Annotated in this window: 21 protein-coding genes and 1 pseudogene; 14 read left to right on the top strand and 8 right to left on the bottom strand. The window is 61.5% G+C overall.

Annotated elements, in window-relative coordinates; all coding sequences use genetic code 11:
* Positions 1-5 precede the first annotated feature (5 nt).
* Entirely contained in the window at positions 6-1,172 is a 1,167-nt protein-coding gene (locus VRB54_RS11170; RefSeq protein ID WP_338480886.1) for a GGDEF domain-containing protein, read from the top strand.
* Here VRB54_RS11170 and VRB54_RS11165 read toward each other — a convergent pair.
* The gene (locus VRB54_RS11165) at positions 1,169-1,474 is read right to left on the bottom strand and encodes a DUF2834 domain-containing protein (protein ID WP_338480884.1); all 306 of its coding nucleotides are present in this window, start codon (positions 1,472-1,474) and stop codon (positions 1,169-1,171) included. The two genes, VRB54_RS11170 and VRB54_RS11165, sit on opposite strands and share 4 nt — an antisense overlap.
* 117 nt (positions 1,475-1,591) lie before the next feature.
* Between VRB54_RS11165 and VRB54_RS11160 the strand changes: the two genes are divergently transcribed.
* Positions 1,592-3,301, top strand: a complete 1,710-nt coding sequence (locus tag VRB54_RS11160; protein ID WP_338481093.1) for an amidase — start codon at positions 1,592-1,594, stop codon at positions 3,299-3,301.
* A gap of 195 nt (positions 3,302-3,496) precedes the next feature.
* Positions 3,497-3,580 (top strand): annotated as a pseudogene (locus VRB54_RS24550) (hypothetical protein); the annotation flags it as partial.
* A gap of 467 nt (positions 3,581-4,047) precedes the next feature.
* On the opposite strand, the gene VRB54_RS11155 reads toward VRB54_RS24550, so the two are convergent.
* A complete protein-coding gene (locus tag VRB54_RS11155) occupies positions 4,048-4,260 on the bottom strand; it encodes a DUF6434 domain-containing protein (RefSeq protein ID WP_338480882.1) in 213 nt (70 codons plus the stop codon).
* Between the two features lie 150 nt (positions 4,261-4,410).
* Here VRB54_RS11155 and VRB54_RS11150 point away from each other — a divergent pair, with 150 nt between their 5' ends.
* Both VRB54_RS11150 and yghX read left to right on the top strand, forming a co-directional pair.
* A complete protein-coding gene (locus VRB54_RS11150; RefSeq protein ID WP_322213489.1) occupies positions 4,411-4,842 on the top strand; it encodes a nuclear transport factor 2 family protein in 432 nt (143 codons plus the stop codon).
* A gap of 81 nt (positions 4,843-4,923) precedes the next feature.
* Complete coding sequence (yghX, locus tag VRB54_RS11145) at positions 4,924-5,811, top strand: YghX family hydrolase (RefSeq protein ID WP_231421154.1); 888 nt, start codon at positions 4,924-4,926, stop codon at positions 5,809-5,811.
* Here the strand turns inward: yghX and VRB54_RS11140 are convergent, their stop codons facing one another.
* A complete protein-coding gene (locus tag VRB54_RS11140) occupies positions 5,812-6,996 on the bottom strand; it encodes a DUF2252 family protein (protein WP_057009270.1) in 1,185 nt (394 codons plus the stop codon).
* Positions 6,997-7,145: 149 nt separating this feature from the next.
* On the opposite strand from VRB54_RS11140, the gene ampC reads away from it, so the two are divergent.
* Positions 7,146-8,288, top strand: coding sequence for a class C beta-lactamase (ampC, locus tag VRB54_RS11135; protein ID WP_338480880.1), 1,143 nt, complete (start codon positions 7,146-7,148; stop codon positions 8,286-8,288).
* Between the two features lie 29 nt (positions 8,289-8,317).
* Here ampC and VRB54_RS11130 read toward each other — a convergent pair whose 3' ends face one another.
* A complete protein-coding gene (locus tag VRB54_RS11130; RefSeq protein WP_338480878.1) occupies positions 8,318-8,920 on the bottom strand; it encodes a tRNA-(ms[2]io[6]A)-hydroxylase in 603 nt (200 codons plus the stop codon).
* A 148-nt stretch (positions 8,921-9,068) separates the two neighbouring features.
* Between VRB54_RS11130 and VRB54_RS11125 the strand changes: the two genes are divergently transcribed.
* Together VRB54_RS11125 and acnB are read left to right on the top strand one after the other, a co-directional pair.
* Positions 9,069-9,932 carry a universal stress protein gene (locus tag VRB54_RS11125; protein ID WP_338480877.1) on the top strand — a complete coding sequence of 288 codons (864 nt, stop codon included), beginning with the start codon at positions 9,069-9,071 and terminating at the stop codon, positions 9,930-9,932.
* 696 nt (positions 9,933-10,628) lie between these two features.
* Positions 10,629-13,238, top strand: coding sequence for a bifunctional aconitate hydratase 2/2-methylisocitrate dehydratase (acnB, locus tag VRB54_RS11120; protein WP_338481092.1), 2,610 nt, complete (start codon positions 10,629-10,631; stop codon positions 13,236-13,238).
* A 214-nt stretch (positions 13,239-13,452) separates the two neighbouring features.
* Here the strand turns inward: acnB and VRB54_RS11115 are convergent, their stop codons facing one another.
* From VRB54_RS11115 to VRB54_RS11105, 3 genes are all read right to left on the bottom strand, one after another.
* The gene (locus VRB54_RS11115; protein ID WP_338480876.1) at positions 13,453-14,730 is read right to left on the bottom strand and encodes a serine/threonine transporter; all 1,278 of its coding nucleotides are present in this window, start codon (positions 14,728-14,730) and stop codon (positions 13,453-13,455) included.
* Positions 14,731-14,941: 211 nt separating this feature from the next.
* The gene (locus tag VRB54_RS11110; protein WP_338480874.1) at positions 14,942-15,274 is read right to left on the bottom strand and encodes a hypothetical protein; all 333 of its coding nucleotides are present in this window, start codon (positions 15,272-15,274) and stop codon (positions 14,942-14,944) included.
* Complete coding sequence (locus VRB54_RS11105; protein ID WP_338480873.1) at positions 15,271-15,606, bottom strand: hypothetical protein; 336 nt, start codon at positions 15,604-15,606, stop codon at positions 15,271-15,273. Before VRB54_RS11105 ends, VRB54_RS11110 begins: the two co-directional genes overlap by 4 nt.
* Before the next feature lie 181 nt (positions 15,607-15,787).
* Between VRB54_RS11105 and VRB54_RS11100 the strand changes: the two genes are divergently transcribed.
* The 3 genes from VRB54_RS11100 to VRB54_RS11090 all read left to right on the top strand — a co-directional run bounded on the left by VRB54_RS11100 (position 15,788) and on the right by VRB54_RS11090 (position 18,728).
* Positions 15,788-16,741, top strand: a complete 954-nt coding sequence (locus tag VRB54_RS11100; RefSeq protein ID WP_338480872.1) for a 2-hydroxyacid dehydrogenase — start codon at positions 15,788-15,790, stop codon at positions 16,739-16,741.
* Positions 16,742-16,870: 129 nt separating this feature from the next.
* A complete protein-coding gene (locus VRB54_RS11095; RefSeq protein ID WP_338480871.1) occupies positions 16,871-17,938 on the top strand; it encodes a phosphotransferase family protein in 1,068 nt (355 codons plus the stop codon).
* A 22-nt stretch (positions 17,939-17,960) separates the two neighbouring features.
* A complete protein-coding gene (locus tag VRB54_RS11090) occupies positions 17,961-18,728 on the top strand; it encodes an SDR family oxidoreductase (protein WP_338480870.1) in 768 nt (255 codons plus the stop codon).
* Between the two features lie 141 nt (positions 18,729-18,869).
* Here the strand turns inward: VRB54_RS11090 and VRB54_RS11085 are convergent, their stop codons facing one another.
* Complete coding sequence (locus VRB54_RS11085; RefSeq protein WP_338480869.1) at positions 18,870-19,499, bottom strand: DNA-3-methyladenine glycosylase I; 630 nt, start codon at positions 19,497-19,499, stop codon at positions 18,870-18,872.
* 216 nt (positions 19,500-19,715) lie between these two features.
* Here VRB54_RS11085 and VRB54_RS11080 point away from each other — a divergent pair, with 216 nt between their 5' ends.
* The 3 genes from VRB54_RS11080 (at position 19,716) to VRB54_RS11070 (ending at position 22,624) form a co-directional block, all read left to right on the top strand.
* Positions 19,716-21,041 carry a C4-dicarboxylate transporter DctA gene (locus VRB54_RS11080; protein WP_338481091.1) on the top strand — a complete coding sequence of 442 codons (1,326 nt, stop codon included), beginning with the start codon at positions 19,716-19,718 and terminating at the stop codon, positions 21,039-21,041.
* A 160-nt stretch (positions 21,042-21,201) separates the two neighbouring features.
* Positions 21,202-21,903, top strand: a complete 702-nt coding sequence (locus VRB54_RS11075) for a FadR/GntR family transcriptional regulator (protein ID WP_338480868.1) — start codon at positions 21,202-21,204, stop codon at positions 21,901-21,903.
* A 16-nt stretch (positions 21,904-21,919) separates the two neighbouring features.
* Positions 21,920-22,624, top strand: a complete 705-nt coding sequence (locus VRB54_RS11070) for a GntR family transcriptional regulator (protein ID WP_338480867.1) — start codon at positions 21,920-21,922, stop codon at positions 22,622-22,624.
* Positions 22,625-22,642 lie beyond the last annotated feature (18 nt).

Here is a 22,642-nt window from a genome sequence, read left to right as displayed (position 1 = left end):
CCAACATGACGCTCGACCCTCCTACGATTCTGGCACTGACCATTGCCCTGGCAGCCGCTGCCGCCCTTTACCTTGCGATTGAATGGCACAGCGTGCGCGAACCCTCGCTGTTGTTCTGGGCCTGCGGTTTCGCCACCATCGGCGTCGGTTCCACCCTGGCCTTGCTGCGCATCAACGGCTTTTTAATGATCGGCATCTGGCTGGTCAATGGCATGCTGGTGAGCGCGCACGTGCTGTTTCTGCTCGGCGTTGCACGGTTTACCCAGGTAAAGCTTTCGCGGGCCTGGTTACTGATGCTTGTGGTGTGGTTCGGCATGCTGGCGCTGCCGGCCGACCTGCCGTGGTCCAAGGCCATGCTGGGCGTACAGTCGCTGCTGGTGGCGTTGCCGACGCTGCGGGCGAGCTACCTGCTGCGGCCCCACGGCAGCTCGCTGAGCATCGGCGCGGTACAGCTGCGCTACGTACTGCGGTTTCACGGCGGCTTTTATGTGGTCAAGGCGCTGTCGGTGTTGATACCGGGCGCGCTGATCGACCTGGCCTCGTTCAAGGGCGAGATCATCCAGATCTCCCTGGTGGAAGGCGCCATGGCGATCATGCTGATTGCGCTGTCGATGACCGGCTCCGAGCGCCATCGCCGCGAACAGCAGATCGCCCGGCTCGCCGCCCGCGACCCGCTGACTGCCCTCTACAACCGCCGCGCCCTGGAACTGCGGGCACCGCGCCTGCTGGCCAAGGTGTCGTCCACGCAACCCGGGGCGCTGCTGCTGATCGACATCGACAACTTCAAGCTGGTCAACGACCTCTACGGCCATACCGCCGGCGACCGCCTGCTGATCGGCCTGAGCGAACTGATCCGCAGCGCGACGCCCCAGGGCGCGCTGTCGGCCCGCCTGGGCGGCGATGAGTTCGTGATCCTGCTGAGCAACACCTCCACGCAGCAGATCATCGAACTGGGCAGTCACCTGCGCGAGCAATTCCAGCAACGGGCCGCGCAAGCCTTCACTACGCCCGCGCCGGTCACCTTGAGCATCGGCGCCAACCTGTTCGACCAGCCACCTGCCTCGCTGGCGGCGGTGATCGAGCTGGGCGACACCGCGCTTTACGAAACCAAGCGCGGCGGGCGTGACAGCCTGCAACTAGTGGACCGCACCGGCGCAGGAGGCCTGCGCTAGCGTCGTGAAAATCCATTTACGACGATGTAGAGCAACGGCCCCACCGACACGAACACCGCCGTCAGCAAAAAGTACGGCAGCAGTGAGACAACCGAGTGCCCTCGCCCCCTGGCATCGCGGTACATCCACACACAGGCCAGCGCTGCCATCAGGTACAGGTCGATCACCACCTGGGCGGTGTCCGGGCGCGACATCAACTCGCGTCCGAAGGCCAGCAGTGATTGCTCGGCGGTTAACATCGTCGCCACGGTGTACAACGAAAACCCGACCAGAGCGATCAGGGCGATATAGGGTCTTGGCATCTTGTCCTCCTTGGAGCGTGAATCATCAAAGCGCTCACCTTAGCAGCAAGCTGGCACTGTGAAATATCTGTACGTAGACTGCCGCCATACCCCCCACTTGAAGGCGGCGAAAAAAATCTGATGCAAGTTACCGAAGTCTCGATTGCCCAATTGCGCGCTGCGCTTGAGTCCGGCCAGACCACCGCCGTTGAACTGGTCAAGGCGTATCTGGCGCGGATCGATGCCTATGACGCCCCGCACACCGCCACCGCGTTGAACGCCGTGGTGGTACGCAACCCTGATGCGCTCAACGAAGCCAAGGCGTCCGATGCGCGCCGGGCCAAGGGTGAAACACTCGGGCCACTGGATGGCATTCCCTACACCGCCAAGGACAGTTATCTGGTCAAGGGCCTGACCGCTGCATCCGGCAGCCCGGCGTTCGCCAGGCTGGTCGCCCAGCGTGATGCCTTTACCATTGAACGGCTGCGTGGCGGTGGCGCCATCTGCCTGGGCAAGACCAACATGCCGCCGATGGCCAATGGCGGTATGCAGCGCGGCGTGTATGGCCGTGCCGAGAGCCCGTACAACGCCGATTACCTGACGGCGCCTTTTGCGTCCGGCTCGTCCAACGGTGCCGGTACGGCCACGGCGGCGAGCTTTGCTGCGTTCGGGCTGGCCGAGGAAACCTGGTCAAGCGGGCGTGGCCCGGCGTCGAACAATGGCCTGTGCGCCTACACGCCCTCGCGCGGGGTAATTTCGGTGCGCGGCAACTGGCCGCTGACCCCCACCATGGACGTGGTGGTGCCGTTCGCGCGCACCATGGCTGACCTGCTGGAAGTGCTCGACGTGGTGGTGGCCGAAGACCCCGACACCCGTGGCGACCTTTGGCGTCTGCAACCGTGGGTGCCGATCCCAAGCGTCAGCTCGGTGCGCCCGGCGTCCTACGCGGCACTCGCTACCGGCAGCGCCGCCCTCGCCGGCAAACGCTTTGGCGTGCCGCGCATGTACATCAATGCCGACCCGGAGGCCGGCACCAGCGAAAAGCCCGGCATCGGCGGCCCGACCGGGCAGAAGATCAACACCCGCGCGTCGGTGATCGACCTGTGGCACGCCGCACGCCAGGCGCTGGAAGCGGCAGGAGCCGAAGTGATCGAAGTGGATTTCCCGCTGGTGTCCAACTGCGAAGGCGACCGCCCCGGCGCGCCCACCGTGTTTACCCGTGGCCTGGTATCCGAGGCATTCCTGCACGATGAGTTGTGGGAACTGTCGGCCTGGGCCTTCGATGATTTCCTGCGCGCCAACGGCGATCCGGCGCTCAACCGGCTGGCCGATGTGGACGGCCCGCAGATTTTCCCCCACGACCCCGGCACCCTGCCCAACCGCGAAGACGACCTGGCCGCCGGTATGGACGAATACGTGCGCATGGCCCAGCGCGGCATCACACCCTGGAACGAAATCGCGACCTTGCCCGATGGCCTGCGCGGTCTGGAACACACGCGCCGGGTAGACCTGGAAGACTGGATGGACGCACGCGGACTCGACGCCGTGCTGTTCCCCACCGTGGCCGACGTGGGCCCGGCGGATGCCGACGTGAACGAAGCCTCCGCCGATATCGCCTGGAGCAACGGCGTGTGGGTGGCTAACGGCAACCTCGCCATCCGCCACCTCGGTGTGCCCACCGTCACCGTGCCGATGGGCGTGATGGCGGACATCGGCATGCCGGTCGGCCTGACCTTTGCCGGCCGCGCCTACGACGACTCGGCGCTGCTGCGCTTTGCTGCGGCGTATGAAGCCACCGGCAGCAAGCGCCTGGTGCCGCCGCGTACTCCGCCGTTGGCGACTGAATGACAGGCTGAATGCAAATTCAAGGATCGCGAAACGCCCCCGTGGCGAGCGGGCTTGCCCCGCGTTGGGCTGCGCAGCAGCCCCAAAACCAGCCCCAGGGGAGTGCCTGATACAGCGCATTCGTCTTTACTGGGGCTGCTTCGCAGCCCAACGCGGGGCAAGCCCGCTCGCCACAACGCCCTGTTTGCCAGGATTTAGCTGCTGCGCTTTGCTGCGGCGTATGAAGCCACCGGCAGCAAGCGCCTGGTGCCGCCGCGTACTCCGCCGCTGGCGACTGAATGACAGGCTGAATACAAATTCGAGATCGCGAAACGCCCCCGTGGCGAGCGGGCTTGCCCCGCGTTGGGCTGCGCAGCAGCCCCAAAACCAGGCCCAGGGAGTGCCTGATACAGCGCATTCGTTTTTACTGGGGCTGCTTCGCAGCCCAACGCGGGGCAAGCCCGCTCGCCACAACGCCCTGTTTGCCAGGATTTAGCTGCTGCGCTTTGCTGCGGCGTATGAAGCCACCGGCAGCAAGCGCCTGGTGCCGCCGCGTACTCCGCCGCTGGCGACTGAATGACAGGCTGAATACAAATTCGAGATCGCGAAACGCCCCCGTGGCGAGCGGGCTTGCCCCGCGTTGGGCTGCGCAGCAGCCCCAAAACCAGCCCCAGGGGAGTGCCTGATACAGCGCATTCGTCTTTACTGGGGCTGCTCCGCAGCCCAACGCGGGGCAAGCCTGCTCGCCACAATGCCCTGTTTGCCAGGGGTTAAGCGTTGGTTTGCCGGCGTTGCCACTCGTCCACCGCATCACCCAGTGTCTTGGGTGTGCCGTTGCGGATCCAGGCCATGAACGGCCGATCAAACTTGAACGCCGCACCACACTGCTCAAGCATGAACCGGCGTACATTCTGAGTGTTCTTGTAGCCTGAGGTGACAGGCGTGGCGCGGGTAAGTCGGTCGCTGTGCCAGTTAAATTCCATTCAGGCTCTCGCAGGCATCGGGTGATTGGGCATCAGCATAGTCCTTTCAAGATATTTCAAAAATTCACTTTCCTTCCCTTTCGAATCTATTGCATGGTTGTACGACAACTCACTTGGTGAGTGCGCCCCCCACAACAATAAGGAACCCCCATGCAAAAATTCAAAGTGCTGATCGGCTTTCTGTGCCTGTTCGCCGGATACGTCGCCGCCGCGCCTGCCCCTGCCGAAAAAGAGGTTGCCCAGGCCGTCGATCAATTGACCCAGGCCATGCTGCACCTGGACCTCAAGCAGCTCAACGCGCTGACCTCCGATAACCTCACCTACGGCCACTCCAGCGGCAAGGTGCAGACCAAGGCGCAATTTATCGCCGACCTGGAAAACCATGTCAGCGCGTTCAAGACTCTCGAAATGCAGAACCAGACCATCACCCTGAACGGTGACACCGCCCTGGTGCGCAATCACTTTCACGCCCTGGCGGTGAACAGCGGTGTCGATGTGCCGACCGATATCGACAACTTCCAGGTCTGGCAGAAGCAGAAAGGCAAGTGGCTGTTGATCGGTCGTCAGGCTTACAAGTACTGATTGGGCGCACATCGACACGAATCCAGGCGGCGGCCCGCCTTGGTCTATAGTGTTTGCCATCGCCAATCGAGGAGTGCACCAATGACTCGCCTCACCGCCAAAGACTTTGCCCCCGAACTGCTGGAACTCTACGACGGATACGCCCATGGCAAGCTCAACCGTCGCGAATTTCTCGACCGCGCCGCGCTGTTCACCTTCGGCGGCCTGACCGCTTCGGCGCTGCTCGCGGCGCTGAGCCCCAACTATGCGTTGGCCGAGCAGGTGAAATTCACCGACCCGGATATTGTGGCCGACTACATCACCTACCCCTCACCCAAGGGCAACGGCACGGTGCGCGGCTACCTGGTACGCCCTGCAAAAGCTGCAGGCAAGCTGCCGGCAGTGGTGGTGGTCCACGAAAACCGAGGCCTCAACCCCTACATCGAAGACGTCGCCCGACGTCTGGCCAAGGCCGGTTTTATCGCCCTGGCGCCCGATGGCCTGACCTCAGTGGGCGGCTACCCCGGCAACGATGAAAAAGGCGTCGCACTGCAACAAACCGTCGATCCGACCAAGCTGATGAACGACTTCTTCGCCGCCATCGAATGGCTGATGCACCACGACAGCAGCACCGGCAAGGTCGGCATCACCGGTTTCTGCTACGGCGGTGGTGTGACCAACGCAGCGGCAGTGGCCTACCCGGAACTGGGCGCTGCCGTGTCGTTCTACGGCCGCCAGCCCGAGGCCAGGGACGTGCCGCGCATCAAGGCGCCGCTCATGCTGCATTACGGCGAGCTGGACACGCGGATCAACGAAGGCTGGCCGGCCTATGAACAGGCGCTGAAGGCGGCCGGTACGCACTATGAGGCGTTCATCTACAAGGGCGCCAACCACGGTTTTCACAATGACTCGACGCCACGGTACGACGAAGCGGCGGCGAACCTGGCGTGGGAGCGCACCCTGGGCTGGTTCAATAAATACCTGGCCTGATCAGTGTTCCAGCGCATAACGCCGGCAATGGTCGAGGTAGCCCTGCTCGTGGCTGCCCACCAGTTGCACCACACTGGTCCATAACCAGGACGGTGCGTCCAGCTGCCGTGAGCGGTTTTCCTGCAACATGGCCATCCAGTCCCTGCGCGTCGCCCGATCCATTTGCCGGGCATGGGCGATGCCAACCACGCGCGCCAGGTAACCGGCGGCGTGCATGGCGTCGATTTCACTTAACTCGTCCAGCTCCAGCTTCATGTCCTGGGGCAGTAGCTCGCGGATGAAAAAACCATGGTCCAGAAAACGCGTCGCCAGCATGCGCTCACCCAACCCCGGTGACAGCTGACGGGCGCCCTCCACCACCCGCCGGCCGTTGTCCCGTGGCATTTTTGCGCGGGCTGCACGCGGTGCTGCTGCGCCGACCGCCTCCTTGATATCGATCAGGCAGTATTCCTGATCGTCCTTGTCGCCAACGCGCAACAGCGCCGCGTAACGCAACAGGCCGAGCGAGCTGCAACCCTTGACCCAATAAGCCGAGTCCATCAATTCGACCTTGGCGTCCTTGGGCCGCCCCTTGAGCGAGGTCACCAGGTGATGCAGCTCATCGGAGCCGCACAAGGCCTGAAGCGCGCTTTTTTCCGCACGGGACAATGCCCAAAAGTGCTTGCCCAAGGGGATCGTCGGGCGCACGTCATCGATGCGCTCGCGGGCCAGGTGCTTCCAGGTGCGTTCCACCGCGCTGCGCATCCCGGCCTTGACCTGGGACGGCCGTGGCGGCACTTCATCCGGCTTGTCCTTGAAGGCCTGCGCGTAGCCCAGCATCATTTCTTCGAGCATGCGGGCCGTGGTCACCCCGGGCAAGTCCGAGCCCCGCGCGGCGGTAGCCAGGGATAATGCCAGACGCACCAGGTCATGGGCGGGGTTGCCGATCACGGTCTGGTCGAGGTCACGGATATGCATGTCAATGCGACCGTTGTTGTCGCCGGTCGGCCCCAGATTGCCCGCGTGGCAATCGCCACAGATCCAGATCGGCGGCCCGCTGGGTAAACGTCGACCGGGCAGGCTGTGCAGCCATTCGTAGAATTGGACGGTACTGCCGCGTACGTAGGCATGGGCCGAACGGGCCATCTTGAGGTTACGCAGTTGGGTCAGGTGCGGCATGCGGGCGGAGGGACGCGGCGTTTTCATTGACGGACTCGATACGGGTGTAGCGATAGAGCTTCGCGGGCCAGCAAATGTTTCATTATGTTTCGTAAAAGGTTTTACCGAAGGGCTGGGGTAAACCGCCGGTATTTGCGAAACTTGCCCACCCTCTTTATCTGCCATGGAAGCAACCCATGCCTCGATTCATCCCCTCTGTTACGGCCCTTGCGCTGTTTATTGGCACAGGCCACTGCCTGGCCGCGACCGACCTGCGCGCCGTGGTGGACGCCAGCGTCAAGCCGCTGATGCAACAGCAAGCCATCCCCGGCTTGGTCGTTGGGGTGCTGCAGGACGGCAAAGCGCAGTACTTCAGCTACGGCGTAGCGGACAAGCAAAGCGGGCAACAGGTCAGCGAAAACACCCTGTTTGAAGTCGGTTCGGTGAGCAAAACCTTCACCGCCACCCTCGCCGGCTACGCCGTGGCCGCCGGCAAACTTACCCTCGACCAGCCTGCCAGCCACTACCTGCCGTCACTCAAGGGCGGCCGGTTCGACCATATCAGCGTGCTCAACCTGGGCACCTACACCGCTGGCGGCCTGCCGTTGCAATTTCCCCAGGAGGCGGATAACAGCCAGCACATGATCGGCTATTTCCAGCAGTGGCAGCCCGCGTTCGCCCCTGGTACCCAGCGCCTGTATTCCAACCCAAGCCTGGGCCTGTTTGGTTATCTGGCAGCGCAAAGCCTGGGGCAGTCGTTCGATCAATTGATGGAAAAGACCCTGCTCCCCAGGCTTGGGCTCACGCATACCTTTCTGAAAATACCTGGAAATCAGATGAGCCTGTACGCCCAAGGCTATGACAGCAAAGGAAAACCTGTACGTGTTGGCCCGGGCGCGATGGACAGTGAAGCCTATGGCATCAAGACCAGTGCAGCGGACCTGCTGCACTACGTCAACGTCAACATGAACCCCGCCGGCCAGGAAAAACTCGTCCGGCAGGCCATTGCGCTCACGCATACCGGCTACTACACCGTCAATGGCATGACTCAGGGTCTTGGCTGGGAAATGTACCCGTACCCGATCCCACTGGACGCCCTGATTGACGGCAACTCCACACAGATGGCCGTGGAGCCGCACAAGGTCGACTGGCTGACACCCGCACAAGCTCCACATGGGGACACCCTGGTGAACAAGACCGGTTCCACCAATGGCTTCGGTGCGTATGTGGTTTACGTGCCAAGCAAGCGTGTGGGCGTGGTGATGCTTGCAAACAAAAACTATCCGAACGCCGAACGGGTAAAAGTGGCCCACTCGATCCTGAACGCGATGACCCCTTGATCACTGCGCTGATCGCCGTGGCTGACGCCTCAGGCGGGCACGCCGCTGTGGAAGCGGAACTCGACATCGGCTGATTCGATCAGCTCCTGTTCCGCCGCCCTCACCCGCTCGATGACCTGAGCGATGTCAGCGGCGTCGCCGTACTGATACGCCAGTTTCAGATAACCCTGGAAATGCCGCGCCTCGCTTTTCAGCAAACCAAAGTAGAACTTGCCGAGTTCTTCGTCCAGGTGCGGCACCAGGGCTTCGAAACGCTCGCAACTGCGCGCTTCGATAAAGGCGCCGACCACCAGCGTATCCACCAGCTTGACCGGCTCGTGGTTACGCACCACCTTGCGCAACGCCGAGGCGTAGCGGCCAGCGGACAACTGGCGCAGCTCGACCTTGCGCTTCTTGATCAGGCGCATGACCTGTTCGTGGTGCACCAGTTCTTCGCGGGCCAGGCGCGACATCATGTTGATCAGGTCCACATGGCCGTGGTACTTGGCGATCAGGCTAAGGGCGGTGCTGGCCGCCTTGAACTCACAGTTCTTGTGGTCGATCAGCAGGGTGTCCTGATCGGCCAGCGCAGCCTGGACCCAGGCATCGGGGGTACGGCAACCGAGGAATTCGTGGATGTCGGGCAGGTTCATCGGGCTCACGGGCAAAGGATCACAAAAGGGCGCCGATTATACCGAGCGCGCCGCAGACCACCAGCCGCCTACCCTGATGTGCATCAAGATGACGAATACCGGGCAGCGACTATAGTTGTTGCAGTCCACGTTCCTGGAGGTGCCAACCATGCAAGCCATCCGCAGCATCCTGGTGGTTATCGAGCCCGAACATGCCGATAGCCTGGCCCTCAAGCGCGGCAGGCTGATCGCCGGCGTCACCGACGCGCACCTGCACTTGCTGGTGTGCGACAGGCGGCACGAGCATTCGGCACTGCTGAGCCAGCTCAAGGCCGAACTGCGGGAGGACGGCTACAGCGTCACCACCGAACAGGCGTGGAATGACAGCCTGCATGAAACCATCATCGACGTGCAGCAGGCCGAGGGCTGCGGGCTGGTGATCAAGCAGCACATGCCCGACAGCCCACTGAAAAAGGCCCTGCTGACCCCGGCGGACTGGAAACTGCTGCGCTACTGCCCGACGCCGGTGCTGCTGGTGAAAACCGCCACCCCGTGGAGCGGTGGCGTGATCCTCGCGGCGATCGATGTGGGCAATACCGACAGCGAACATCGCGCGCTGCACGACTCGATCATCGACCATGGCTTCGAAATTGCCAGCCTGGTCAAGGCGCAACTGCATGTGATCAGCGCCCATCCATCGCCGATGCTGGCGGCGGCCGATCCGACGTTCCAGCTCAGGGAAACCATCGCAGCGCGTTATCGCGAGCAATGCAAGGCGTTCCAGGCACAATTCGATGTGGACGACGCGCATCTGCACATCGAGGAAGGCCCGGCCGATGTGTTGATTCCGTTCGCGGCGCACAAATGGCAGGCGGCGGTCACGATCATCGGCACCGTAGCGCGCACGGGAATTTCCGGGGCACTGATTGGTAATACGGCGGAGGTGGTGCTCGATGCGGTGGAGAGCGATGTGCTGGTGCTGAAGCCGCAGGCGCTGATGGATCACCTCGAAGCGTTGGCCATCAAGTCCTGAGACGATGGAGAGCAACGGTGGGCGGCGGCACCCAGTCTTCGACCGAGCGCTGTCGCCCGCCAAACTGAAGCTTCTGTGGCGAGCGGGCTTGCCCCGCGTTGGGGTGCGAAGCGCCCCCCATCCTGCAAAACGCGGTGTACCTGATACGGCTCAGCGCCTGGTTTTGGGGCTGCTGCGCAGCCCAACGCAGGACAAGCCTGCTCGCCACAGGGAATCTGCGCTTAACTGAACGGCATTAGGGCAAGCCCGCTCGCCACAGGGATGTGGTTACCTGAAATCTCGGATCCTGACGTCATCTGATGAGAGGGCATTACACAGACCGGCGAAACAGTCGCCTGTTAGCCCTATGTCTAAGCCCGATCACCCGGCAATCTTGGCCAGGCAACTTACCTTTAGATTTTTTTTGCCGTAGAATCACCCGGCCTTGTAAGGCGCCAATAATCCGCTGGAAGCTGTTTTCAAAGCGTCACGAGCACAGTCGTTCCTTCAGAACGGTGTTGGCGATGGTCAATGACTCGGTAGGTCAGGCCCTCGCCAACCCTCATCAATTTCGTTCTGCAGGCGTAAAACTTTGAAAGCAGCTTCTGTGAGAGATGCCGGCAGCGCTGGCTTTGCGGCCCAAAAAGCCCCCGAGCGCACGCGTGCCGATCATTTCTGGATGAGCGTCCCGTGGGACCACTGATGAGGGTAATAACTGTGCTTGAAGCCTACCGCAAACATATCGAAGAGCGTGCAGCCCTGGGTATTGTTCCCCAGCCGCTTAACGCCGAACAAACCGCAGGCCTGGTCGAGCTGCTGAAAAATCCTCCTGCCGGCGAAGAAGCATTCCTCGTTGACCTGATCACCAACCGCATTCCACCAGGCGTTGACGAAGCTGCCTACGTCAAGGCCGGTTTCCTTTCCGCCCTGGCCAAGGGCGAAGCCACTTCTCCCCTGATCGACAGGAAACGCGCCGTTGAACTGCTTGGCACCATGCAAGGCGGCTACAACATCGTGACGTTGGTCGAGCTGCTGGACGACGCCACGCTGGCGCCTGTCGCGGCCGCCCAGCTCAAGCACACCCTGCTGATGTTCGACGCGTTCCACGACGTGGCTGAAAAAGCCAAAAACGGCAACGAGCATGCCAAAGGCGTGCTGCAGTCCTGGGCTGACGGCGAATGGTTCCGCAACCGCCCTACCCTGGCCGACAAGATCAGCCTGCGCGTTTTCAAGGTGACCGGCGAAACCAACACCGACGACCTGTCGCCGGCACCGGACGCCTGGTCGCGCCCTGACATCCCGCTGCACGCCCTGGCCATGCTCAAAATGGCCCGCGAAGGCATCGTGCCGGACGAGCAAGGCAAGACCGGCCCGATGAAGCAGATCGAAGAGATGCGCGGCCAGGGCTTCCCGATCGCCTACGTCGGTGACGTGGTCGGTACCGGTTCGTCGCGTAAATCGGCCACCAACTCGGTGCTGTGGTTCTTCGGCGACGACGTGCCCTACGTGCCGAACAAGCGCGCCGGCGGCTTCTGCTTCGGCAGCAAGATCGCGCCGATCTTCTACAACACCATGGAAGATGCGGGTGCTCTGCCGATCGAGTTCGACGTCAGCAACATCAACATGGGCGACGTGATCGACCTGTACCCGCACGCCGGCAAAGTCTGCAAGCACGGTACCGACGAAGTCATCACCACCTTCGAAATGAAGACCCCGGTGCTGTTGGACGAAGTCCGCGCCGGTGGCCGTATCCCGCTGATCATCGGCCGTGGCCTGACCGACAAGGCTCGCGCCGAACTGGGCCTGGGCCCTACCGACCTGTTCAAGCTGCCTGAAGCCCCTGTCGACACCGGCAAAGGCTTCACCCTGGCGCAGAAGATGGTCGGCAAGGCCTGCGGTCTGCCGGAAGGCAAAGGCGTTCGCCCTGGCACCTACTGCGAACCGAAGATGACCACCGTAGGTTCCCAGGACACCACCGGTCCCATGACCCGTGATGAACTGAAAGACCTGGCGTGCCTGGGCTTCTCGACCGATCTGGTGATGCAGTCCTTCTGCCACACCGCGGCCTATCCAAAGCCGATCGACGTGACCACCCACCACACCCTGCCTGACTTCATCATGACCCGTGGCGGTGTATCGCTGCGTCCAGGCGACGGCATCATCCACAGCTGGCTGAACCGCATGCTGCTGCCGGACACCGTCGGCACCGGCGGTGACTCCCACACCCGTTTCCCGATGGGCATCTCGTTCCCGGCCGGTTCCGGTCTGGTCGCGTTCGCCGCAGCCACTGGCGTCATGCCGCTGGACATGCCGGAATCGATCCTGGTGCGTTTCAAAGGCAAGATGAAACCTGGCATCACCCTGCGTGACCTGGTTCATGCCATTCCTTACTACGCGATCCAGTCCGGCTTGCTGACCGTAGAAAAGAAAGGCAAGAAAAACGCCTTCTCCGGCCGCATTCTGGAAATCGAAGGCCTGAACGACCTGACGCTGGAGCAGGCGTTCGAGCTGTCCGACGCCTCGGCCGAACGTTCCGCTGCCGGTTGCACCATCAAGCTGTCCAAAGAGTCGGTCACCGAGTACCTGAACTCCAACATCACCCTGCTGCGCTGGATGATCGGTGAAGGCTACGGCGACCCGCGCACCCTGGAACGTCGCGCCCAAGCGATGGAAGCCTGGGTGGCCAACCCTGAGCTGATGGAAGCCGATGCCGACGCCGAATATGCCGAAATCATCGAGATCGACCTGTCGGAAATCAACGAGCCGATCCTCTGCGCCCCCAACGACCCGGACGATGCCCGTCTGTTGTCCAGCGTTGCCGGTGAGAAGATCGACGAAGTGTTCATCGGTTCGTGCATGACCAACATCGGTCACTTCCGCGCTGCCGGCAAGTTGCTGGAGCAGGTCAAGGGTCAGCTGCCAACCCGTCTGTGGCTGTCGCCGCCGACCAAGATGGACGCTCACCAACTGACCGAAGAAGGCTACTACGGCATCTACGGCAAGGCTGGCGCTCGCATGGAAATGCCGGGCTGCTCGCTGTGCATGGGTAACCAGGCACGGGTAGAGCCGAACTCGACGGTGGTTTCCACGTCGACCCGTAACTTCCCGAACCGTCTGGGCGATGGCGCCAACGTCTACCTGGCCTCGGCCGAGCTGGCAGCAGTCGCGTCTACCCTGGGTCGCTTGCCGACTGTCGAAGAGTACATGGGCTACGCAGCGAAACTGGACACCATGGCCAGTGACGTCTACCGCTACCTGAACTTCGACCAGATCGCCGAGTTCCGCAAGATCGCAGCAAGCGCCAACATCCCGGTGATTCAAGCCTAAGGTGTTGACGTAAAAACGCCGCGTATCGCAAGGTACGCGGCGTTTTTTTATGCCTGGAATCCAGTATCAGCACCACCACAAAACAAATGTGGGAGGGGGCTTGCTCCCGATGGCAGTGGTTCAGTCAATTTCTTCAGTAACTGATTCACCGCCATCGGGAGCAAGCCCCCTCCCACACTCTAGAGTTGAGCAGCCCTGAAGACTGCGTCAAACCTCAAGCAATAAAGGAATACACCAACGCCGTAATCGCCACCAAACCCACTGCCGTGACAAACACATTGGACGCCTGCCCACGGTACCTGGCCATCGCCGGCACCTTGCGGATGGCATACATCGGCATCAAAAACAGAATCGAGGCGATCACCGGCCCGCCCAGGGTCTCGATCATGCCAAGGATGCTCGGGTTAAGCGTCGCCACGATCCAGCACACCACCAGCATGAAAGCAGCAGTCATGCGGTCCAGGGTCTTGGGCGCCGGGCGGCGGCCAGTCTTGACGATCAAGCCCTTGAGGCCTTCGCTGGCGCCGATGTAGTGGCCCAGGAACGACTTGGCAATCGCCACGAACGCAATCAGCGGGGCTGCGAAGGCGATGGTCGGGTTGTCGAAGTGGTTGACCAGGTACGACAGGATCGACAGGTTCTGCGCCTTCGCTTCGGCCAGTTGCGCCGGCGACAGGGTCAGCACGCAGCTGAACACGAAGAACAGCACCATCACCACCATCAACACATGAGCGCGGCACAGGATCTGCGAACTGCGCTCGTCGGCATGGGCGCCGTACTGGCGCTTCTGGTCCACCGCAAAGGCCGAGATGATCGGCGAATGGTTGAACGAGAACACCATCACCGGGATCGCCAGCCACAAGGTATTGAGCAACGCCGACGGTGCCGGCACCACATGGGCGGTACTGAGGATGCCACCGGTCCAGTGCGGCACCAGGTACACCGCGAGGAACAGCAACGCGACGATAAACGGATACACCATCAGGCTCATGGCCTTGACGATCACCTGCTCACCGCAACGCACCACGGCCAGCAGGCCCAGGATCAGCACGAACGACAGGATCGCCCGTGGCGGCGGCATGATGTGCAGTTGATGTTCCATGAAGCTGCCGACCGTATTGGTCAGCGCAACGCTGTAGATCAGCAGGATCGGGAAAATCGCAAAGAAGTACAGCAGCGTGATCAGCGCACCGGCCTTTATGCCAAAGTGTTCTTCGACCACGTCGGTGATGTCAGCCCCCTCACGCCCGGACAGCACGAAACGGGTCAGGCCACGGTGGGCAAAGAACGTCATCGGGAACGCCAGCACCGCCAGAATCAGCAGCGGCCAGAAACCGCCGAGGCCTGCGTTGATCGGCAGAAACAAAGTGCCGGCGCCAATCGCTGTGCCGAACAGGCCCAGCATCCAGGTGGTGTCCTGGCGGCTCCAGCTTGAGAGGGTTGCAGGTGTCGTTGCATAGCGTTCGTCGACGCTATTGGCCTGATCATTCATCCGGTCGGATCTCCGCATTGACACGGCCGGGACGAGTCAGAAAAACCTGACAGGCAGCGCCCCGACTGTAGAAGGGGCTGGATTGTCCGGGATTCTCTTGAAGAAGCAAAGACTTAGCTGAGGAACGGTGAGCGATGCAAGTGCTTCAGAATCGCTGCAAGCGCCGAATTCAGAGCTCCGAGGTGCCACGACGACGCACTAGTACCCGAGATTACAACGCTGAACTTTCCAGGTTTGAATTACGCAGTTCGCCCTTGATGGCACTCTGTGCAATGTCCAGTTTTTCGATCAGGTCGGCCGTCTCGTGGGCGGTCAATGCCATGACGGGACGATCCCAGTCATGATTTTTTATGACATTTATACGAAAGTCTCCAGCGGCATCAAACTCCGGGTACCACCCTACATCCAGTAAAAACCCTCCAGCAAATTCGACCTGGAGCATGTCCTCCTTCAATAAATCGGTTTGCTTTGCCACAGCGACATGTCGCAATCGCGAGAGATCGTTGTGGGTGATCGTGCCATCGGTAAAGTTTAGTCGGATCAATTTGTTAACCTCCTGAATTCCAGTTCAGAAATCGGATGACCATGGATAGCGCCTCCGCTCAGCTCTACCCGAACCCAACGACTGAGTTTGCCATGGCTGGCACCTATGCAATGCCGGTACTCCATCACCTTCCAGGGCTTTGCGTTGGTCGTCGGCGTACCATTTTTATAGGCGTCTCTTTCAAGCTTTTCAATAGCCACTCCAGGTCGGTATTTAGCTGGCCCGACCAGCGTACTGGCGATTACCGCCCGCCAGGGAATAAGCGTTGAAGGGCAATGTTTGTATCCATAAGGCGTCCATTCGACATCATCAGGTGTGGCAGGAACAAGCATCCGTGTCGTCTCTGCAGGAAAGAAAGACGACAAAGACTGGCTCAACAAAACGACGCTGGACGAATGGTCAATAAATTCAGATCTGCCCTACGCAAAAAGAAATTTTTCGACTCCGACAAAAAGATCCACCTCACAAATCCCGCATACTCACCCGCTCAAACCCCTCAGCAAGAGCGTTGCGATGACCACCACTGTCCTGGTCCTGGTTGAGACCATCAACGAATACCTGCACATCATCGAGAGCAATGACTTTCATGTGATCCTTGCGCCGACGCCGGCTGAACGCGCCCAGGCGATCAAGGCCCACGGTGCGCAGATCAAGGCTGTGCTGACTCGTGGCCCGCTCGGTCTGTATGCCGAAGAAATCGCCGCGTTGCCGGTGCTGGAAATCATCTGCGTGATCGGTGCCGGTTATGAACACGTGGATCTGCAGGCCGCCAGCAATCGCGGGATCGTCGTGACCAACGGCGCCGGGGTGAATGCGCCGTCGGTGGCGGACCATGCCATGGCGCTGCTGCTGTCACTGGTGCGCGGCATCCCGCAGACCGACGCCGCTGTGCGCCGCAGTGAATGGCCCAAGGTGATGCGCCCTTCCCTGGGCGGCAAGCAACTGGGCATTCTCGGGCTCGGCGCGGTGAGCCTGGAGATCGCCAGGCGTGCGTCTATGGGGTTCGGCATGCAGATCAGCTACCACAACCGTCAGCCCCGCGATGACGTGGACTACACCTACTGCGCCACGGCGGTGGAACTGGCGCGCACCTCGGACTTCCTGATTCTCGCCACCCCCGGCGGCGCCAGCACCCGTCACTTGATCGACCGCCGCGTTCTCGACGCGCTCGGCCCCAATGGCTACCTGGTCAATATCGGCCGTGGCAGCGTGGTGGTCACCGCCGACCTGATCGCCGCCCTGGAGCAGCGCCGAATCGGCGGCGCGGCGCTGGATGTGTTCGATGACGAACCCAGGGTGCCCGACGCGCTGAAGAAACTCGGCAACACCGTACTCACCTCCCATGTCGCCGGCCTGTCCCCGGAAGCGGCCCACGACACCGTGCAGCGCGTGGCCGACAACCTCACGGAATATTTTGCCGGGCGCCCGGTACTCACGCCCGTCGCCTTGCCCGCGCCCATTAAATGACCGATCAGGCACGCTGATCATCCTCCAACACGCTAACCTATTAAGCCGCCCCGACCTTGTCGCTGGGCGGCGCTGCGCATTAGATTAGCCAATAGTCCAAGGCCTCAAGAATAAGCAGAAGGGATAAGCATGGCGCTGAACGACCAATCAACAACGATTCGCCCAGGTGAAGAACTGGATGCCAGCCTGATCGATCCCTACCTCAAGGCGCATATCCCGGGCCTGAGTGGCGCTGTCACCATCAGCCAATTCCCTGGCGGAGCATCCAACCTCACGTACCTGCTGGAGTACCCGGACCAGGAATTCGTCCTGCGTCGCCCGCCCTTCGGCCACAAAGCCAAGTCCGCGCACGACATGGGCCGCGAGTTCCGCATTCTCAACCAGCTCAAGGACGGCTTCCCGTACTGCCCCAAAGCCTACGTTCACTGCACCGACGAATCGGTGATCGGCGCCGAATTCTATGTGATGGAACGCGTCAACGGCATCATTCTGCGTTCCGACCTGCCGCCCGAACTGGGCCTGGACGCCAGCCGAACCCAGGCGCTGTGCAAGAGCTTCATCGACAAGTTCGTCGAGCTGCACCAGGTCGACTACAGCGCCTGCGGCCTGGCTGACCTGGGCAAACCCGAAGGTTACGTGCAACGCCAGATTCGCGGCTGGAGCGAGCGCTACGAAAAGGCCCTGACCCCCGACGCGCCACAGTGGGAAGCCGTACGCGCGTGGCTCAATGACAAGATGCCGGCCGACCACCCCACCTCCAGCATCGTGCACAACGACTACCGCTTCGATAACGTGATCCTCGACCCGCGCAACCCCATGCAGATCATCGGCGTGCTGGACTGGGAACTGACCACGCTGGGCGACCCGCTGATGGACCTGGGCAACACCCTCGCCTACTGGATCGAAGCCGCTGACCCTGCGCCGGTGCAACTGATGCGGCGCCAGCCGAGCAACGCGCCGGGCATGCTCACGCGACGCGAGTTTGTCGACTACTACGCCGAACGCGCCGGCATCCAGATCGAAAATTTCGACTTCTACTACACCTACGGCCTGTTCCGCCTGGCCGGTATCGTGCAGCAGATCTACTACCGTTTCTTCCATGGCCAGACCCAGGACAAACGCTTTGCGCAGTTCATTCACATGAACAAGCTGCTGGAGCAGATGAGCCTGAACGTCATCGGTAAATCCGCGCTCTGATCGTTCACAACAAGGAACCCTCATGTCCAAGACCCAACTGTTCGACCTCGACGGCAAGATCGCCTTTGTCTCCGGTGCCAGCCGTGGCATCGGCGAGGCCATCGCCAGGTTGCTGGCCCAGCAAGGCGCCCATGTGATCGTTTCCAGCCGCAAGCTCGAAGGCTGCCAGCACGTGGCCGACGCGATCATCGCCGACGGCGGCAAGGCCACCGCCGTGGCCTGCCACATCGGTGAAATGGAGCAGATTACCCAGGTGTTCGTCGGTATCCGCGAGCAGTTCGGTCGCCTGGATATTCTGGTCAACAACGCCGCGACCAATCCGCAGTTCTGCAACGTGCTGGACACCGACCTCGGCGCTTTCCAGAAGACCGTCGACGTGAACATCCGCGGTTACTTCTTCATGTCGGTGGAAGCCGGCAAGTTGATGCGCGATAACGGCGGCGGCAGCATCATCAACGTGGCGTCGATCAATGGCATCTCGCCGGGTGTGTTCCAGGGCATCTACTCGGTGACCAAGGCTGCGGTGATCAACATGACCAAGGTGTTCGCCAAGGAATGCGCCGAGTTCGGCATTCGGTGCAACGCCCTGCTGCCGGGCCTCACTGACACCAAGTTCGCCTCGGCGCTGGTCAAGAACGACGCGATCCTGAAAATGGCCCTGGCGCAGATCCCCCTCAAACGCGTGGCCGACCCGAGCGAGATGGCCGGCGCGGTGCTGTTCCTGGCCAGCGATGCGTCGAGCTACACCACCGGTGTTTCGCTGAATGTGGACGGTGGCTTCCTTTCCTGACCCTGGCCCGAAACCCACACAACTTCCTGTGGGAGGGGGCTTGCTCCCGATAGCAGAGTGTCAGGCATCTATCTGTCACTGATACACCGCCATCGGGAGCAAGCCCCCTCCCACAGTTTTGATCCCGTTCAAGCCGCAGACTCAAGGCCGTTTGAACTGGCGCCGCAGCGCTTCGACCTGCTGGCGGCAGGCGCATCCTTCCAGGTGGTCGTTGACCATCCCCATCGCCTGCATCAACGCATACATGGTGGTCGGCCCCACATAGCTCCAGCCGCGTTTCTTCAGGGCTTTGGACAGGCGCACCGACGCCGGCGAGGTCGGGTTGGCAGTCCAGTAGGCCATGTCCACCACGGCCGGGCGTTCGTCCGGGCCAGGTTCAAACGCCCATAGCCAGCGCGCCAGCGAGCCGCTCTCCTCCACCAGCTCGCAGGCCCTGCGGGCATTGTTGATGGCCGACACGATTTTCGCGCGATTACGCACAATGCCGGGGTCGTGCATCAGCCGCTCGATATCCGCCTCGCCGTATTGCGCCACGCGGCGAAAATCAAAGCCATCGAACGCCGCCCGGAACTGCTCGCGCTTGCGCAGGATCGTGATCCACGCCAGCCCCGCCTGAAACCCCTCCAGACAGATCTTCTCGTACAGACGAATATCGTCCGCCACCGGCACGCCCCATTCATGGTCGTGGTAGCGCAGGTACTCCGGCGCGGCCGTACGCCAGGTGCACCCTCTGCGGCCGGTTTCGTCAGTTGTCAGTCCTGGCTGATCCATGCATCACCTCGTGTGCCGAGCGCGGATGATAAGCGAAAATTTTTCCACCCCGCCAACCGCTCAAGCATCGCCCTCGCCGACCAACTGGTCAGACCAGGACCTGTCAACCGCCAAATATTTGCTTGTGATTTCAAAAAAAACCGGCCTAGACTGGCCGCGCACTGGACTTACCGGTATGACCACAACAATTAAGCCCTGGAACCACCAGGGCACCGAATAGGGATTCCTCCCATGCTCAGATGGTGCTCGCGTTCGATTTTCCTGCAAGTCGTGATTGGCCTGATGCTCGGCATCGCCTGCGGCCTGGCCCTTCCCGAATTCTCCACGCAACTCAAACCCCTGGGTGACGGTTTCATCAAGCTGATCAAGATGCTGATTGGCCTGATCGTATTCTGCGTGGTGGTCAGCGGCATTTCCGGCGCCGGCGACTTGAAGAAAGTCGGGCGCATCGGTCTCAAGTCGGTGATCTACTTTGAAGTGCTGACCACTGTCGCCCTGGTGATTGGTCTGATCATGGCGTTCAGCACCGGCATCGGCCAGGGCGCCAATATTCACCTGGAGCAGCTCTCCTCGGCAGGCCTCAATGAACTGGCAGACAAGGGCCAGCACCTTAAGGGTACCAGCCAGTTTCTGATGGACCTGATCCCCAACTCGGTGATCGGCGCCTTTGTCGACAACAACGTGCTGCAAGTGCTGTTGTTCTCGGTACTGTTCGGCAGCGCGCTGAACCTGGTGGGCGAAGCGGCCTCGGGCATCTCGCGACTGATCAATGAGCTGAGCCATGTGATTTTCCGCATCATGGGCATGATCGTGCGCCTGGCGCCGATTGGCGTGTTCGGTGCCATCGCGTTTACCACCAGCACCTATGGCCTGGATTCGCTGCAACACCTGGGCAGCCTGGTGGGCCTGTTCTACCTGACCTGCTTTGCCTTCGTCGCGCTGATTCTCGGCCTGGTGATGCGCCTGTCGGGCCTGCGCATGTTGCCGCTGCTCAAGTACCTGCGCGAAGAGCTGCTGATCGTGATGGGCACCGCCTCCTCCGACGCCGTGCTGCCGCAGGTGATGCGCAAACTCGAGCACCTGGGCATCGGCAGTTCCACCGTGGGCCTGGTGATTCCCACCGGTTATTCGTTCAACCTCGACGGGTTTTCAATCTACCTGACCCTGGCCATTGTGTTTATCGCCAACGCCACCGGCACGCCGCTGTCGATGACCGACCTGATGACCATCCTACTGGTGTCGCTGATCACCTCCAAGGGTGCCCACGGCATACCCGGTTCCGCGCTGGTGATTCTGGCGGCGACCCTCACCGCCATCCCGGCGATCCCGGTGGTGGGCTTGGTGCTGGTGCTCGCGGTGGACTGGTTCATGGGCATCGGCCGCGCGCTGACCAACCTGATCGGCAACTGCGTCGCCACCGTGGCCATTGCGCGCTGGGAAAAAGACATTGATATCCAGCGCGCCAACAAGGTACTGGACGGCGAGCAGGGTTACGCCTTCCAGACAAAGAAACCGGTGTTGCCGGCGCATCAGGAATTCTGAAAAGCGACACAGACTCACTGTGGGAGGGGGCTTGCTCCCGATAGCGGTGGGCCAGCTTGCACATCCGGTGACTGAAACACCGCGATCGGGAGCAAGCCCCCTCCCACAATGGATTTTTACTGGGATAACTACTGTGTTTGCAATTTAAGGAGGCATCGACGTGATCAGCACCTCAACCGTCGTCAATTCAGTCGTGGAAAAACTGCGTGCCGCACTCAAGCGCGGTCAGTGGCGGCGCGGTGAAATGCTGCCCGGTCAGCGTGAACTGGCCGAACAGATGGGCATCAGCCGGCCCAGCCTGCGCGAAGCGGTGATCGTGCTGGAAACCCTCGGTCTGGTGCGGTCCATGCCCGGCAAAGGCGTGGTGGTGCTGGAAAGCAGCGTCAGCCAGGCACACTCCAACGACGCCGTGGCCGATGCCAGCCTGGAAGATATCCTGCAACTGCGCTACACCCTCGAGCCGTTCATTGTCGGCCTGGTGGCGCAATCGATCAGTAGCCAGGAGGTTGGCCAACTGCGCCTGACCCTGATGGACATGCGCGAAGCCCTGGATGCCAGTGATGCCGAAGCCGGCCTGCACGCCTACATCGGCTTCCATGAAGCGCTGTTCGCCCTCACCGCCAACCCGATCTTCCAGAACGTGGTGCAGCAAACCCGCAACGCTCTCAAACAGAGCGCCCAGGTGCTGCGCAACTCGCCCGAGCACCTGGCCGAACGCCTGCGGGAAAACGAAGCCGTGGTACGCGCCATCCGCAACAAGAACAGCGCCCTGGCCAGTGCCGAAATGCGTCGGCATATCCTTCAGGAAGGCCTGCGCATGGGCATCGCCCTGACCATTCCGGACGACCATCCGGGCAGCTGATTTTTGGAGACAGGCCATGACCGCCCACGCCCTGCACCGCCACCCGACCCAGCCGCCACTGCACTTGATTGCCGGTAAAAAGCCCTCGGCAGACGACATTTACGCGCGGCTGTTCGACGCCATCCTTGAACACCGCATTGTCCCGACCAGCCGCTTTACCGAAGAAAGCCTGGCTGAAAACTTCGGCGTGAGCCGCAGCGTGATTCGCCGGGTATTGACCAGACTGTCCCATCAGCAGGTGGTCCTCCTGCGCCCCAACCAGCGTGCCCAGGTCGCCGCGCCGGATGCGCAGCAAACCCGGCAGATTCTGGAGGCGCGGCGGCTCACAGAGATAACCGTGGTGCAACTGGCTTGTGTACACGCCACGCCTGCACACGTTCGCCAGCTGCGCGAGTTGATAGTGCGCGAACGCGAGTGCATCGAGCGCGATCAGCGCGGCCCGGCGATTCGCCTGTCGGGGGAGTTCCACCTGCTATTGGCCAGGATGGCAGGCAATGGACCGCTGGCACAGTTCCTCAACAGCCTGGTGCCGTTGACCTCGCTGATCATTGCCCAGTTTGAGGCGCATGCCTGCACTTATTGCGCGTGGCAAGAACATGTGGCGATTGTCGATGCGGTGGAGCAACGCGACGCGCACGGCGCCACATGCCTGATGACCCGACATCTGGATCATCTGGAAGCCAAACTACTGAGTCGCCATACGCTTGCCCTGTGTGAGTAGATACGAGCTACGGCCAGT

It is taken from the genome of Pseudomonas trivialis (assembly GCF_036864995.1).
Taxonomy (GTDB): Bacteria; Pseudomonadota; Gammaproteobacteria; order Pseudomonadales; family Pseudomonadaceae; genus Aquipseudomonas; species Aquipseudomonas trivialis.
The sequence above is the reverse complement of the archived record's forward strand: the minus strand, read 5'-3'. Positions and strand labels throughout refer to the sequence as shown.